The following is a 15,804-nucleotide window of genomic DNA, read 5'->3' as shown; positions in this document are numbered from 1 at the left end:
ACCTGCCCTAAAAATGATTTTTTGGTATAATGGAGAGAATGATTTTTTAGAGAGTGTAAGAGAAAATGAACCCATTATTAAACGGAATGAATGACAGACAGGCAGAGGCGGTGCAGACGACGGAAGGTCCGCTATTGATTATGGCAGGGGCTGGTTCGGGTAAGACGCGAGTCCTGACCCACCGTATCGCTTATTTGATTGATGAAAAAATGGTCAATCCTTGGAATATCTTAGCCATTACCTTTACCAATAAAGCGGCGCGTGAGATGAAGGAGCGGGCCTACGCCCTCAATCCTGCTACGCAAGATTGTTTGATAGCTACCTTCCACTCCATGTGTGTGCGGATTTTGCGTCGGGATGCTGACCATATTGGTTATAATCGCAATTTTACGATTGTCGATCCAGGTGAGCAACGCAGTCTCATGAAACGGATTTTAAAAAATCTCAATTTAGATCCGAAAAAGTGGAGTGAACGTTCTATCCTGGGAACCATTTCCAATGCCAAAAATGACTTGATTGATGACAAGGCATTTGAAGCCCAGGCAGGTGACCTATACACGCAGATTGTTGCTAAATGCTACACGGCTTATCAAAAGGAACTAAGACAGTCAGAGGCCGTTGACTTTGATGATTTGATCATGTTGACGCTCCGCCTTTTTGATCAAAATCCAGAGGTCCTGACCTATTACCAGCAGAAATTCCAGTATATCCATGTCGATGAGTATCAGGATACCAACCATGCCCAGTACCAATTGGTCAAGCTCCTGGCATCACGTTTCAAGAATATCTGTGTGGTCGGTGATGCTGATCAGTCGATCTACGGTTGGCGTGGTGCGGATATGCAGAATATTCTAGACTTTGAAAAGGATTATCCTGAGAGCAAGGTCGTCCTTTTGGAGGAAAACTATCGTTCGACTAAGACCGTCTTACAGGCTGCCAATGAGGTCATCGAAAACAACCGCAATCGCCGTCCCAAAAAACTCTGGACACAGAATGCCCAAGGGGATTTGATTACCTACTATCGTGCCAGAGATGAGAATGACGAGGCGATTTTTGTCGCAGGGCAGATTGACCAGTTGCACCGAGAAGGCAAGGCTTATAAGGATTTTGCAGTTCTCTACCGTACCAATGCCCAATCACGTACCATTGAAGAAGCCCTGCTCAAATCTAATATCCCTTATACCATGGTTGGAGGAACCAAGTTCTACAGCCGTAAGGAAATCCGGGATGTGATTTCTTATTTGAATATCATTGCAAATCCATCGGATAATATCTCCTACGAACGTATTGTCAATGAGCCCAAACGTGGCGTTGGACCTGGTACGGTTGACAAACTCCGTGATTTTGCGACCAGCCACAGCATGTCCTTGCTAGAAGCTTCTCAGGATATTATGTTGTCGCCGATTAAAGGGAAGGCAGCGCAGGCAGTCTTTGACCTAGCCAATCTCCTCTATAATCTTCGCAATCAATTAGACAACTTGACGGTTACCCAAGTAGTCGAGGCAGTATTGAACCAAACAGGCTACATCGATGCCCTTGCAGCACAAAATACCCTGGAAGCAAATGCCCGCATTGAAAACATCCAGGAATTCCTTTCTGTTACCAAAAACTTTGATGAAAAGGATGTTGAGGAAGAAGAGACAGGTCTAGATAAATTAACACGCTTCCTGCTTGATTTGGCCCTGATTGCTGACACAGATGATGGCGATACAGAATCTTCAGAAGTGACTCTTATGACCCTCCACGCAGCCAAAGGTCTGGAATTTCCAGTTGTCTTCTTGATTGGTATGGAGGAAAATGTCTTCCCACTTAGTCGTGCAGCAGAAGAAGAGGACGAATTGGAGGAAGAACGTCGTTTGGCATACGTAGGCATCACCCGTGCTGAGCAGACTCTCTACCTGACCAATGCCAATTCTCGACTCCTTTTCGGTCGCACCAACTACAACCAACCAAGCCGCTTTATCCGAGAAATTTCCAGTGACTTGCTTGATTATCAAGGGCTCGCTCGTCCAGCCAATACTAGCTTTAAGGCTTCTTATGTCAATGGCAGAGCGACACAGTTTGGACAAGGCATGAGCTTGCAACAAGCCTTACAAAGTCGAAAAGCATCCGTACAACCATCAGCCAAGCTCGGAGGAAGTATGCCCTTCGCATCAAGCAACCGATCGTCAAGCTCAGGCACCAACTGGTCAGTTGGTGACATCGCAGTCCACAAGAAATGGGGACGCGGGACAGTCCTTGAAGTATCAGGCTCAGGCAGCAACCAAGAACTCAAAATCAATTTCCCAGAAATGGGCCTCAAAAAAGTCTTGGCAAGCTTAGCACCGATTAGTAAGGAAGAGTAGGGATGAATCTTCAGGTACAATTTTTTCAAAACGATGTTATAAAAGCCATCAAGGGAGGAGTATATCAAATTTCGCTTCAAAAAGTTGATGGTGAACGGCGGGTCTTGTATATCGGTGAATCATTCTCTATGCTGATAAGATGTGCACAACATTTATATCAGTTAAGAAAATACCCAGAGTATTTAGGGATGACCGCTGAAATCCTTCGTGATCAAAACCTTATCTTAATGTTTGAAATTCTAGAGCTTGAAGAAGCGATGGGAATCAGAAGAAATAAAGAAAAGGAATACATTAAGAAGTGTACACCCTTGTTACAGAGTGGACTTAGTGATCGTATGCTATCCATTCCTAGGAAAAAAGAAGCGGTGGCTAATTTTCTGGAAATATAGATAGTGCTTAAAATACAATGCATTAAATGTGTTGTATTTTTTTATTTATAATCTTCTAAAATCAAAATTATCCGTTGTCAACTTGCCTTGATGAACTCCAGTTCTATCTTCAGCTTCGTTTCCTAGGCTACTTTTGATTTTCATTGAGTATCATTTGTTACTTGGTGATATGTCTGTAGATTTGTAATTTTTTTCAAAAGAGTCACACTAACCGATAAACTTGTGGTAAAATATTATGGAAAAGGAGATATTGTGAAAAGATTTAGACAATTATTTGGACTAGGACTTCTAATAAGTACTGTGTTCCTATTCCTGTACGGGATAGGTGATTTGGAAAAGACTGAAGAACGACGTATACAGAGTAAAAATCTTGAACAAACGTTTCAAAAAAACTCAGATGCCTATGCTTGGATTCGGGTGGAAGGAACGAAAATTAACTACCCTGTTCTACAACATCCTACAGACGACGCCTACTATTTAACCCATGATGCAGAAGGAAATGAGACTCAGTATGGTGCTATTTTTACTGAAAGGGTAAATCAGACTAGTTTTGAGGATCCTGTGACGATCATCTATGGACATGCCATGCGTGATGATTCCATGTTTGGTAGCCTAGACTATTTAGCGGAGCCTTCTACATTTGAATCAATCCAGACAGTAACTATTACCAAAGACGGGAAAGACTTTCTATACCAGATTGTTGCAGCATATTCCTTTACTGATGATCACCTGTATCACACCTTTGGACTAGGCGATACGAAGCAGGTGGAGTCATATGTCTCTCTGTTAGAAGCCAAGGCAAATGAATATGGTGGATTCTATCGCTCGTTTGATTTTGATGTTACTCGGGATAAGTTATTGATTTTATCTACTTGTGACGTGGCAGGAAATGAGAGACGGTTTGTAGTTCATGCCGTCAGAAAAGGAGGAAGCTAATATGGTTATTTTTAAAGAGAATAGAAAATTTTTTGAGTTTGCGATTGGATATATTTTTATGGGTATAGGGCAAAAATTGATGGGAGTCGGTCTATTGAAACCCTGGTCTGAAAATGCTCCGGTCCTTTTGTGGCTAGGGTTGGTAGGACTTTCCTTGTTTGGGATTGGATTATTTTTTATTGGAAAATTAGCCATTTGGTTTCTAAGGCAGTTCAATCAGGAGCAACGAGTAGCGAAAGTTGTTGGTCTAGCATTAGCAGTTAGCGTGCTTGGAGGCTTGCTGCTTGGAGGATTAGGGCAGCTAATCTATGATTACACTTCATTTGGCTATCAAGAAGTAAAAAATGCCATCTGGCTAGTGACGAGCCTATTTCAGACATTTATCAAAGTAACGGTCATCTTTAACCTTTACTGCTTTTATAAAGATAGTAACTTTTCTTGGAAGAAGGGGGACTTCCGAAGAATAATTGCCATTGTCTTATTGGGAATTCTTATAGCAGCCAGCATAGGATTGATATGGTCTGCCATATCAGATATCTTGTTGGGGCTTGCAGATATGATTGTTATTTTAGGGACAGTGTATTATTTACTTGAAAAATAATTAGGATGATATATATGAAAAAGAGAAGAAAAATTGTTAGTTGGCTGATGCTTTCAACTATTTTATTGGCCAATAGTCCCCTGGTCTATGCGCAGGAAATTCAAGAAATTGTTGAAACTTCGCAAAGTCAGGCTTATTATGAAGAAGCAGTGGAGGAAGCGCGTGAGTCGACTGTCGGTGGTGATAATGCAAATACAACCAATGCATCAAACTCCGACCAGACAACCGCAGCAAGTGCCACTGATGGCGGAGATGCCATTCAGCAGCCTAAAATCACTGAAGAAGGGCAAAATGCAGAAGAGGCAGCTTTACGGGCGCAGTATGGAGAACCAGTTCTCGAAAGTGGTCAAGAACAACTTTACAAGGTAGACGAGACACGCTTTGTGACCTATATTGGTAGCCAGGCTAAGACCTATATTGACTACGAGGGGCGGGAAGTTCCGATTGACCTTGATCTGTATTCCTATCATGCAGATGGCACGCATTATTATCTACCGAAAGAATCACCTGTTGATGTAGTGCTTCCCGCTAAGGTGACCGAGACTACGCCGATTGATGTTATCAGTCAGGAAGATAAAATATCGCTCTATCCTTTGGATAAAACCTACGAGCATGCGACTGTAGAGGACAATGCTATCCTTTATAATAACGTTGACGGTGCGACAGATGTCCAATATACAGTACAGTCAAACGGCGTTAAAGAAGAAATCGTTCTGAGTAAATGGGAAGAAAAGAACCGTTTTACTTACGTTTTAGAGGCAGGAAATTATGATGTAAGTCTTGAAACCAATCAAATCTTGGTTCGCCAAAAAGGTAAAAAAGAAATACTTTTTGTCTTAAATGCTCCTCTTATGGTGGATGCTGCAGGAGAAACCAGTCAAGATATAAAATTGGAACTGGCTGAAAAAGATGGACACTACCATATTACTGTCGTCGCAGGGAAAGAATGGTTGGCAGATCAGGCACGTCAATATCCTGTTCGTATCGATCCAACCATTACTGTCCCACGAGAACATATACTAGATTCTGTAACGAGTTCGGTTCACGGTCAATATCAGGGATATGCTTATGGTTATATTGGATATATGACGGTCGAATCCATGGGAATGCAAGGAGTCGCATACGTTAAGGACATCGGTCGGAGTCGTATGTATTTTAAGGTCAACTATGACTTTAAGCAGAATATTCCTTCAGAAGCTAAAATTGATAGCGCAACACTCAATCTCTATGAGTACACTGCTCCTGGAAATCAGGGAACACAGTTTGCTGCCTATCGTTTAACAGAAGATTTTAATATCAATACGGTGACTTGGAATTCATCCGTCAATCTAGGTCGAGAAATTGCAGGTGAAAATGCCATTTCCGAGAAAAAGGTTGGGATGCACAACTTTGATATTCGTGATGCGGTCAACGGCTGGGTGCAAGGACTCTATCCAAACTATGGTTTAGTTGTCGCTGCAACAGATGAGGGAGCAGATGGCGGTGCCTTTTATACGACTGAAGCCACAGCCTCCAATGCTGGTCAAATTGGCTTTACTCCTGAAAAGGCGCCAAGTATTACGATTAATTGGTCCGTCCCAGATCCAGTAGATATCAATTATGCTATCGGTGATACGACTATCAATCTCCGAACAATGGTGAAGACAGATAAGTCTGGTAAACTCCAATTCCAAGGAGTTTTTGCGGATGGTCTGACTAGCCCTGCTGCACAGGTTGGCTACCAGCTCAGTGACCCTGCTAAGAATTATACTGGTCAGAGTACAGCCAGCTTTTCATACAAATACCCTGACACTGCTTCCTTTATTTCAGCATTTGAAAAAGGAACGACACAATACAAAGATAAATTGTCTAACTGGCAAACGCTCGTGCCGTTTACAGAGCCGGAATTAAATACGCTCTACACCATCGATGCGGAAAGCAAGAAAGATGGTCAAACGAGTGGGAAGAAGAGTAGTGACTCTTTCATCATTTACAAGGTAACCCAATATGATACTCTTCCTAAGATAGCCAGTTACTATGGCGTACCGCTAAAACAGATTGCCTTTGACAACCGGATTCAAGATATGCTTCTGGTCAAAAACAATACTCTCTTTATCCGCAATCCAAGTAAAAATGCGAACAAGCCTTATAACCCACCTGCTCTGACTGATAAGGTCAAAGCAGACGTGGATATGCTGTTGATGGGGCGTGGTTTACACTGTGAATTTGGTTTTGAACCGATAAATCTTAATACAGGTAATTTCTACTTAGAACGAACAGATGTATCTATCTCAGACCTAGGTGGAGACTTTGCGATTGTCCGCAATTATAACTCGAAAGCAGCAGGCATCAATAGTCTATTTGGTCGAGGATGGTCTTTTGCCTTCAACGAACAACTTTCACTTGATGACGAGGGCAATATTAACTATATCCGTACAGATGGTTCTATTTTGACCTTTATCAAAGAAGGTGATACCTATAAGGCGCCAGAGGGCTATGATCTAACCTTGACGGTAAAGGAAATAGAGACTAAAAAAGCTGATTTTGGCAATGGCGAAGAGGACTACGCTGTCAAGGAATATCACATTACCGATAGCAATCAGCAGGAAAAAATCTTCAATTTCTATGGGCTTTTGACCAGTCAAACAGATGAAAAAGGGAATAAAACTAGCCTTTCCTATAACGAACAGGCTCAACTGACTAAGATTACATCACCGACAGGTCTTGTATATGGTGTGATCCAAAATGATTCAGGCTATATCGGAGCAATCCAGTTACCGAACGGTTCGACATTAGCTTATGACTATGATGAAGCGGGAAATCTTATTTCTTACACGGACGCAGCAGGAGCTAAGACACGTTACGACTATGACGAACAAGGACGGATGATAGCTTGGTATGATGCCAATGGGACCAAGATTATCGAGAATGTCTATGATGAACAGCATCGTGTCATCCAGCAGACCGACGGAACAGGAGCAGTCTCCACTCTTTCCTATAGTGATGGACAGACAGTAACGACAGATGCTAATGGTCAAGTGACGACTTATACCTATGACAAACATTATCGTACAACAGCCATTACTTATCCTGATGGAAGCAGTATTCGTAAGGCTTATGACGATAATAACCGCTTAGTGAGTGAGACCAATGAATTGGGTCAAACGACTAGCTACACTCACGATAGTCAGGGAAATATTCTCACGGAAACTCGTTTTGACGGAGCGGTCAAAACATCTACTTATGACCAAAACAACCATCTCCTTTCTGTAACAGATTTTGCAGGACAGACTACTAGCCATACTTATGATGCGAAAGGAAACCTTCTTTCTACAAGTTTGGCAGATGGTACTAGCATTACCCACACAGTTGATGAGCAAGGACGCATTCTTTCAACCACCGATGCTCTAGGAAACACAGTCCAGTTATCCTATGATGGGGCTAATTTGGTCAAAGTGACCAATGCAGCTGGCGGAGTGACCACTCTTACCTATAACGCTCATAATCAAGTCACCTCCATCACCAACCCTCGTGGTGGTGTGACAACGATGACCTACGATGCCGAAGGTCGTAAACTAAGTGAAAAAGATGCGGATGGTGTCGGTACAAGTCAGACATTTGACCCAGCAGGGCAAGTGATTGCAGTGACCGAAGGAAATGGGAATACTAGCAGCTTTACTTACGATGCCTTTGGACGCAAGATTGCGGCAAGTAATGGTGAAGGTGGTCAGTATAGCTACGAGTATGATGGTGTTGGGAACCTCCTTCGTTTGACAGATGCCGAAGGTCGTACGACGAGCTACAGTTATGATAGCAGAGGTCGTCTTCTGACAGAGACGGATGCTGCTGGACAAACGGTGCATTACAAACGTGACGCAATTGGTCGTGTCTTGGAACGGACCAATGAAGCTGGTCAGACAACATCATATACCTATGATGAGACAGTCAACCAAATCGCAAGCATTACAGATGCTTTAGGGCAGGTGACCAGCTATAGCTATGACAAGGCAGGGAATGAGACTCAAGTCACCTACCCAATTGGTACGAGTACGACCAGCACTTACGATGCTTTAGGTCGTCGTCTCAGCTACCAAGACCAAGCAGGCCGCACGGTTAGCTATACCTACGATGCGCTAGGAAATAAACTGACCGAAAGCCTGGATGAACGTACGACCAGCTATAGCTACGATGCACTTGGCAATGTGACCAAGGTCATCTATCCAGATAAGACGAGCGTTTCCTACCGATATGATAGCATGGGAAATGTTTTCGAGCAGACAGATGCCAAGGGCATATCCACTCAGTATGACTATACTGCCGCTGGTCGTTTGAGCAGTACGACAAATGCTCTTGGTCAAATAACCACGATGACCTATGATGCGAACGGAAATCAAATCAGCTTGACCGATGCGGCAGGAAATACTGCCAGCACACGCTATACAGGGCAAAACCAAGTTGGTCAAGTCACCGATGCACTTGGTCATACAACTCACTTTAGCTACAACCAAATGGAGCAACTTCGTGAGGAAATTGATGCTCTAGGTGGAAAAACAAGCTATCAGTATAATGAACTTGGCTACCTGACCCAAGTGACTAATCCAAATGGTCATGCAACTCAGCTGAGCTATACCCCAACGGCTCAGGTTAAAGAAGTTATCCAGGCAGATGGTAGTAGTATTGTCAATGAATACGATGCTCTTGATCGCCTCATTAAGCAGACGCAATCTAGCGGACTCATTACTGAGTATAGCTATGATGCTGCCAATCGTCTGATAGCTGCGAAGGATAATCAATCTCTAAATGAAAGTTACACCTATGACGCAGCAGGCAATCGCCTGACGACAACCAACAGCCTTGGTCAGACCACAAGCATGACCTATGACAGCTACAATCAGTTGACCAAGGTCACTTATGCAGATGGAAGTAGTGAAAGCTACACCTATGATTTATCAGGTAATCTAGCGACTAAGACGGATGTAGAAGGACATGAGACTAGCTACCATTATGATGAAAATGGAAATTTACAGAAGAAGGTAGACCATCTTGGACGTGAAACCAGCTACAGTTATGACCAACTCAACCGTGTCGTGACAGAAACGGACCCTGAGGGGCATGAGACCAACTACGAGTACGATGTGCTGGGGAATGTCGCAAGTGTCACAGATGCCAACGGACACCAATCTACCTACGGATACGATGCTAATGAACGCCTGGTTCTATACAAAGATCCAAAGGGACAGGAAACTGTCTTGAAATACGACCCACTCGGTCGCTTACTGGAGACGGTGGCTCCTACAGGTGCCAGCCAGACCTACACCTATGACGCAGTAGGCAATCGTCTGTCTGAAACAACAGGTGAGGGAAATACCACTAGCTATACCTATGACAGTCTCAACCGTCTGCTTAGCCTAACCAAGCCAACTGGCGGTAAGACAAGCTATACCTATGACCAAACTGGTAGTCTCTCGACAGAGACAGACCCGAGTGGGGATGTGACAAGCTATGTCAATGACCTCTACGGTCGTGCGACTAGTCGAACTCTTCCAAATCAGGCGACTTTCAGCTATAGTTATGATGCTCTTGGTCGTCTGGAGAAACAGACCGCGCCACAAGGCTTGTTCAAGACCTATACCTACGATGTAGCTGGTAATCTTATCAAGGAAGTAGACCAGTCGGAACGAGCGACTAGCTACACCTACGATGTTGCCGGTCGTCTCTTGGTGGAGAAGAATGCTCTGGATCTAGAAAAGACCTACACCTACGATGAGATGGGCAATCTGACTAGCATCACTAGTCCGAGCGGTGCTAAGACCAGTCTGTCCTATACGAAGCTGGATCAGCTTAAAACGATCACCAGTCCGACAGGTCGTGAGACGGAGCTGAGCTATGATCCTGTAGGGCAAGTGACCAAGCGAGTCATCAATGGTAAGAGAGAGACAACCTATGCCTATGACCCGAATGGTAATCTCCTAGAGGAAGTCAATCCACTTGGTCAGGTGACCAAGCGGACCTACGATGCAGGCAATCGTCTGACAGCGGAGACCAATACCGCAGGTCAGACCAGTCTCTATAGTTATGACAAGGATAACCGCCTAATCAAGGTATCCAGTCCTACAGGCGCAAGTAGTAGTCTCACCTATGATGGCAATGGCAATCTGACCAGTGTTCTCTCAGGAAGCAAGCGCCTTTCTAGCTACACCTACGACCAAGAAGACCAACTGCTGACCGCCACCAAGGGAAGTGGAGATGAAGCATCAACCAGCAGCTACACCTATGATAGCGTGGGCAATCTCACCTCCATCACCAATGGCAATGGTCAGGTAACGAAGTATAGCTATGACCAGCTAGGAAATGTCATCGAAAAGATGAATGCACTGGGAGACAGCGAGACCTACACCTACGATGTCAATAACCAACTAGCCAAGATTACCAAGGCTGATGGTCAGACCATTAGCTACGACTACAACAAGCTGGACCAACTGCTGACCAAGAAGACTTCTACCGAGTCAGAAGGGCAGGTCCTCTACAGCTATGATGCGGATGGTCGTAGAGTGGCGATGAGTGACTTGACGGGTCAGACCCGCTACGCTTATAATGAAGAGGGTGAGTTGACTGGTGTTCGTCAGGGTGATGGCAGTCTGATTACCTACACCTACGACGACTATGGCAATATCACCAATATGGTCTATCCAGATGGTAGCGAGGTAGCCTATAGCTATGACGAGCTCGATCGTCTGACCAAGGTGACCGACCGTGACGGCAAGGTGACCACCTACGCCTATGATAAGGCTGGTGACATGACCAAGATTGAGCGTGGGGACGGCACGACAAGTGCTCTGACCTACGACGCAGCCCATCGTGTGACAGAGATTGTTCATCGTGACAAGAAAGGCAAGCTGATTTCCAGCTATGCCTACGAGTACGACGATGGCAACTACATCGCCAAGGAAACCATCACGCAGGATGGGGAAACTCTGGTCCAAACTTACAACTACGATAGTCTAGGGCAAATCGTCCAGATGACCGTTTCAAGTAAGGATGGCAAGGAACTGAGTCAGTTTAGCTACACCTACGACCATGCAGGAAACAAGCTGACCAGCACGGAGACGGTGGACGGTAAGGAAAGCAAGACAGAGTTTAGCTATGACGCCGAGAACCGCCTGCTTGAAACGAAGTCTGGCGACAAGACCATCACCTACACCTATGATAAGAATGGCAACCGCACATCGTCTGGTGCTGGTGATGCCAAGCTGGATTATATCTATGACACGGAAAATCGCTTACTTGCGGTCAAGGATAAGGAAGGTCTACTTTTCGCTGCCCTCTATGATGGGGATGATAACCGTGTCTTCACCGCCAGCAGGACCCAAGCGACCAACACCTACCAGCTCTTCAAACGCAAGCCAGCGGATAAGAAGCGCAAATCTCCGTATACTGCGCCAGATGGCGAAGCCAACAGTCTCTTCTGGTACGGCTTCACGCAGAATGTCGTCCAGTTCTTCTCGAGCTTCACGACTAGCGAGGGCTATGACTGGATCGAGACCTTCGATACCGTCTCAACTGCCTATCATCAGAAGGTAGCCAAGGACCGAGCGACGGAAGAAGGGCTTGTGGTCAATCCACCAAGCGAGGACAACCTACCGGGTGAAGACGAGGTGCTTTACAGGAGTCAGGTGCAGGATGTCCTCATCCCTTACACGACCAAGGAAGACACCTACAACTATTACGAGACTAGAAACTACGTCAACGACGTCAATCAGCAGCACACCCAAGTCCTGCAAACCTATGACGACCAGCTCCAGAAACGGGAGACCTATGTCTATGGCAATGGCAGAGCTACCTATACTAATGAGAGCACTGGCGACAGCTATCACTACCTGACCAGCCAGTCTGGCTCGGTGACAGGTCTAACTCAGAATGGACAGGCGGTCGCAAGTTCAAGCTATGCCCTCTACGGAGCAACCAAGCAGACTACAGACACCACAGGCAATCCATTTGCCTACAATGGCGAAGCCCGTGACATCACAGGTCTGGACTACCTCCGTGCACGATACTACGATAGCCAAGCAGGCACCTTCCTGACGGCTGACACCTATCCAGGTAGTCAAACAGACCCGCTCAGCCAAAACCCCTATGCCTATGTGCAGAACAACCCAGCCAACTATACCGACCCGAGTGGGCATATCTGGAAGACTTTGACAAATGCATATAATACTGCTAAGAAAGCAGTGTCCAAGGCCTATAACGCCGCTAAGAAAGTAGTTGTCGATACCTATAATACTGTCAAAAAAGCAGTGGTAAACACCTATAACACCATTAAGAGCGCAGTCGGTCACGCAGTCAACTGGGTCGGACAAAAGGTCAATCAGGCAGTCAACTGGGCTGGCAATGCGGTAAGGCAGACTATTAATTGGATTGGTCAGCAATTCACCTCTCAGCGAGGCTACAATAATAGCACTCGAAACTATGTGACCTACCAGCAATCTGAAGCTCAGCGTCAAGCCATCGCTCAGCAACAGTATCAGCAGCGGGTGAATCAAGAATACATTACAGCGACAGGTATAAAAGGACAGCCCAAAACAAGAGAAGCTCAAAACCTTATCAAAAACTGGGGACCAGCTTTGAGCTTCATGTATACACACGTTTGCAAGACGGCTAATCACTGGGTAGACTCTGGTGTCAAATTCCTTAAAAATGTGGATTGGAAGGATGTTCTTAAGAATGCCGCAGGCATAGCAGGTGAGTTCTTCTATGTTAATGATATTTACCGTGTAATTACTGGTACTGATCCTATTACTGGTGAGAAAGCTAGTCGTTTGGAAGCAGCAGCATGGCTGGCAACGGACCTCATTAGCATGGGAGGTTCAAAATTCGGTAAACTGGCTAAAGTTGCGACTAAGGCTGACAATCTATTTGATGTTGTTAAAGGTTCAAAAATTGTTTCTCGAGCTAACAAAGCGATTGATGGTACCAAAACTTTCATAAAATCGAATGTAGGCAAACTTCTCGACACCCCATTTGGTTTCTCTCCGCAACTCGCTGGAGTTGGTGGCATGACCATGAACGCAGGTGGAACCACTTTGCGTGAAGTTGGACAAAACGCCAAGAAAGGTTTTGACAATCTTGTTCAAGCCTTTGCGAAGAATGGGGATGAGGTTGTCCAAGTAGGTAAAGGGACACGCCCTCCTAATTTATCTCCAGAAAAATCTGGAAGACGTGGTGCTTTTAATGAAGCCAAAAGACAGAGTGGTATTCCAACGAGTCAAAGTCCGAGTAGAGTAGGTCCTAACTTTGATAAGAGAAATAATATACAACCTGGCAGAATCTATGAATTTGATATAGTCAAAGATGGTAGAAAAGAAACCATTAGAATTAGAGATGATGCTGGAGGACATATTTATCCAGATGATCCTACTCAAAATAGAGGACCACATTTTAATGATATGGAAGGAAACCACTATGATTATTGAAAAAGAGGAAAATATTGATATTTCATATTTAAATGTTAATCTCTCTGAAAATATAGTTGCAACACGTTGGGAAATAAGTGGACAATGTAATAAAAGAAAAGAATACTTAGAATACATGGTTAATCAACTTTATATTTTTTCGAAAAAGATTCGATTTAAATTGGTTGTTGCAGTAGGGGATGATGATTTTAATGAGTCAACTAGGATTATTAACTACTATAAACTTTGGAAATCGTTATCAAAATATAATCTAAATGTGATAAATGGAAAATACTCAGAAGAAATATCTCTTAAAAAAGATACTATGATTAGATTCTTTGGTGGAATTGAACTTTTAGAGGAACAGTCAGTTTCGGGTTGTGTTGATGTTATACTTACAAGAATGACTTCGCATTTATTACTATTACCTCCTAATTTGAGTGTAGAAGAGATAATAAAATCTGGTTTTTCTAGAGGTTTATCTGAAAATAGTAGCTATATTTCAAATGTTGTCAATCAAGGGGGAGTTGTGCTATTTCGAGAAGGATACTTTGATGATATAAATACTGGTTTTATAGGCTTTGGTCCCGAAAGCTTGATGAACCAAACATTGTTTGGAAATTAGAGCTTATATTATTGTTATTTTCAATTATTTATTGATAATTTTTAGAAAATCGCTCTAGTTCATGAAATCATCTAGACTTTTCTAGGTGATTTCTTTTTGGTGTGATAGAATAAATATGTAGATCTTTGAGGACGGAATATCAGATGGAACCTGTCTAGCTACCTATACTAACGAGAGCACTGGCGACAGCTATCACTACCTGATCAGCCAGTCTGGCTCTGTGACAGGTCTGACTCAGAATGGACAGGCAGTCGCAAGTTCAAGCTATGCCCTTTACGGAGCAACCAAGCAGACCACAGACGCCACAGGCAACCCATTTGCCTACAATGGCGAAGTACGGGATGTGACAGGTCTGGACTACCTTCGTGCACGATACTATGACAACCAAGCAGGCACCTTCCTGACGGCTGACAGCTACTCAGGTAGTCAAACAGACCCGCTCAGCCAAAACCTCTATGCCTATGTGCAGAACAACCCAGCCAACTACACCGACCCGAGTGGGCATATCTGGAAGACTTTGACAAATGCATATAATACTGCTAAGAAAGCAGTGTCCAAGGCCTATAACGCCGCTAAGAAAGTAGTTGTCGATACCTATAATACTGTCAAAAAAGCAGTGGTAAACACCTATAACACCATTAAGAGCGCAGTCGGTCACGCAGTCAACTGGGTCGGACAAAAGGTCAATCAGGCAGTCAACTGGGCTGGCAATGCGGTAAGGCAGACTATTAATTGGATTGGTCAGCAATTCACCTCTCAGCGAGGCTACAATAATAGCACTCGAAACTATGTGACCTACCAGCAATCTGAAGCTCAGCGTCAAGCCATCGCTCAGCAACAGTATCAGCAGCGGGTGAATCAAGAATACATTACAGCGACAGGTATAAAAGGACAGCCCAAAACAAGAGAAGCTCAAAACCTTATCAAAAACTGGGGACCAGCTTTGAGCTTCATGTATACACACGTTTGCAAGACGGCTAATCACTGGGTAGACTCTGGTGTCAAATTCCTTAAAAATGTGGATTGGAAGGATGTTCTTAAGAATGCCGCAGGCATAGCAGGTGAGTTCTTCTATGTTAATGATATTTACCGTGTAATTACTGGTACTGATCCTATTACTGGTGAGAAAGCTAGTCGTTTGGAAGCAGCAGCATGGCTGGCAACGGACCTCATTAGCATGGGAGGTTCAAAATTCGGTAAACTGGCTAAAGTTGCGACTAAGGCTGACAATCTATTTGATGTTGTTAAAGGTTCAAAAATTGTTTCTCGAGCTAACAAAGCGATTGATGGTACCAAAACTTTCATAAAATCGAATGTAGGCAAACTTCTCGACACCCCATTTGGTTTCTCTCCGCAACTCGCTGGAGTTGGTGGCATGACCATGAACGCAGGTGGAACCACTTTGCGTGAAGTTGGACAAAACGCCAAGAAAGGTTTTGACAATCTTGTTCAAGCCTTTGCGAAGAATGGGGATGAGGTT

Annotated in this window: 7 protein-coding genes; all 7 read left to right on the top strand. The window is 44.2% G+C overall.

Annotated features, from left to right (window positions below):
* Positions 1-65 precede the first annotated feature (65 nt).
* Positions 66-2,345 (top strand): DNA helicase PcrA, encoded by a 2,280-nt coding sequence (gene pcrA, locus ODU37_RS07795; protein WP_249562507.1) that lies wholly within the window; start codon positions 66-68, stop codon positions 2,343-2,345.
* Positions 2,346-2,347: 2 nt separating this feature from the next.
* The gene (locus ODU37_RS07790) at positions 2,348-2,734 is read left to right on the top strand and encodes a hypothetical protein (protein WP_105106331.1); all 387 of its coding nucleotides are present in this window, start codon (positions 2,348-2,350) and stop codon (positions 2,732-2,734) included.
* A gap of 252 nt (positions 2,735-2,986) precedes the next feature.
* A complete protein-coding gene (locus tag ODU37_RS07785) occupies positions 2,987-3,670 on the top strand; it encodes a class B sortase (RefSeq protein ID WP_024400445.1) in 684 nt (227 codons plus the stop codon).
* 1 nt (position 3,671) lies between these two features.
* Positions 3,672-4,271 carry a hypothetical protein gene (locus tag ODU37_RS07780; RefSeq protein ID WP_024400446.1) on the top strand — a complete coding sequence of 200 codons (600 nt, stop codon included), beginning with the start codon at positions 3,672-3,674 and terminating at the stop codon, positions 4,269-4,271.
* A gap of 14 nt (positions 4,272-4,285) precedes the next feature.
* Entirely contained in the window at positions 4,286-13,720 is a 9,435-nt protein-coding gene (locus ODU37_RS07775) for a DNRLRE domain-containing protein (protein ID WP_398580453.1), read from the top strand.
* Positions 13,710-14,324: a hypothetical protein gene (locus tag ODU37_RS07770; protein WP_024382960.1), complete on the top strand. Its 615-nt coding sequence runs from the start codon at positions 13,710-13,712 to the stop codon at positions 14,322-14,324. Before ODU37_RS07775 ends, ODU37_RS07770 begins: the two co-directional genes overlap by 11 nt.
* A gap of 220 nt (positions 14,325-14,544) precedes the next feature.
* Positions 14,545-15,804: RHS repeat-associated core domain-containing protein (locus tag ODU37_RS07765; protein WP_398580452.1), on the top strand; the 1,260-nt coding region annotated here is incomplete at its 3' end.

Source organism: Streptococcus sp. 2021WUSS109, assembly GCF_044427305.1.
Lineage (GTDB): Bacteria > Bacillota > Bacilli > Lactobacillales > Streptococcaceae > Streptococcus > Streptococcus suis.
The sequence above is the reverse complement of the archived record's forward strand: the minus strand, read 5'-3'. Positions and strand labels throughout refer to the sequence as shown.

Bases quoted from the DNA above. Each gene is read 5' to 3' on its own strand.
- pcrA (WP_249562507.1), top strand. From the start codon at position 66: ATGAACCCATTATTAAACGGAATGAATGACAGACAGGCAGAGGCGGTG.
- ODU37_RS07790 (WP_105106331.1), top strand. From the start codon at position 2,348: ATGAATCTTCAGGTACAATTTTTTCAAAACGATGTTATAAAAGCCATC.
- ODU37_RS07780 (WP_024400446.1), top strand. From the start codon at position 3,672: ATGGTTATTTTTAAAGAGAATAGAAAATTTTTTGAGTTTGCGATTGGA.
- ODU37_RS07775 (WP_398580453.1), top strand. From the start codon at position 4,286: ATGAAAAAGAGAAGAAAAATTGTTAGTTGGCTGATGCTTTCAACTATT.
- ODU37_RS07770 (WP_024382960.1), top strand. From the start codon at position 13,710: ATGATTATTGAAAAAGAGGAAAATATTGATATTTCATATTTAAATGTT.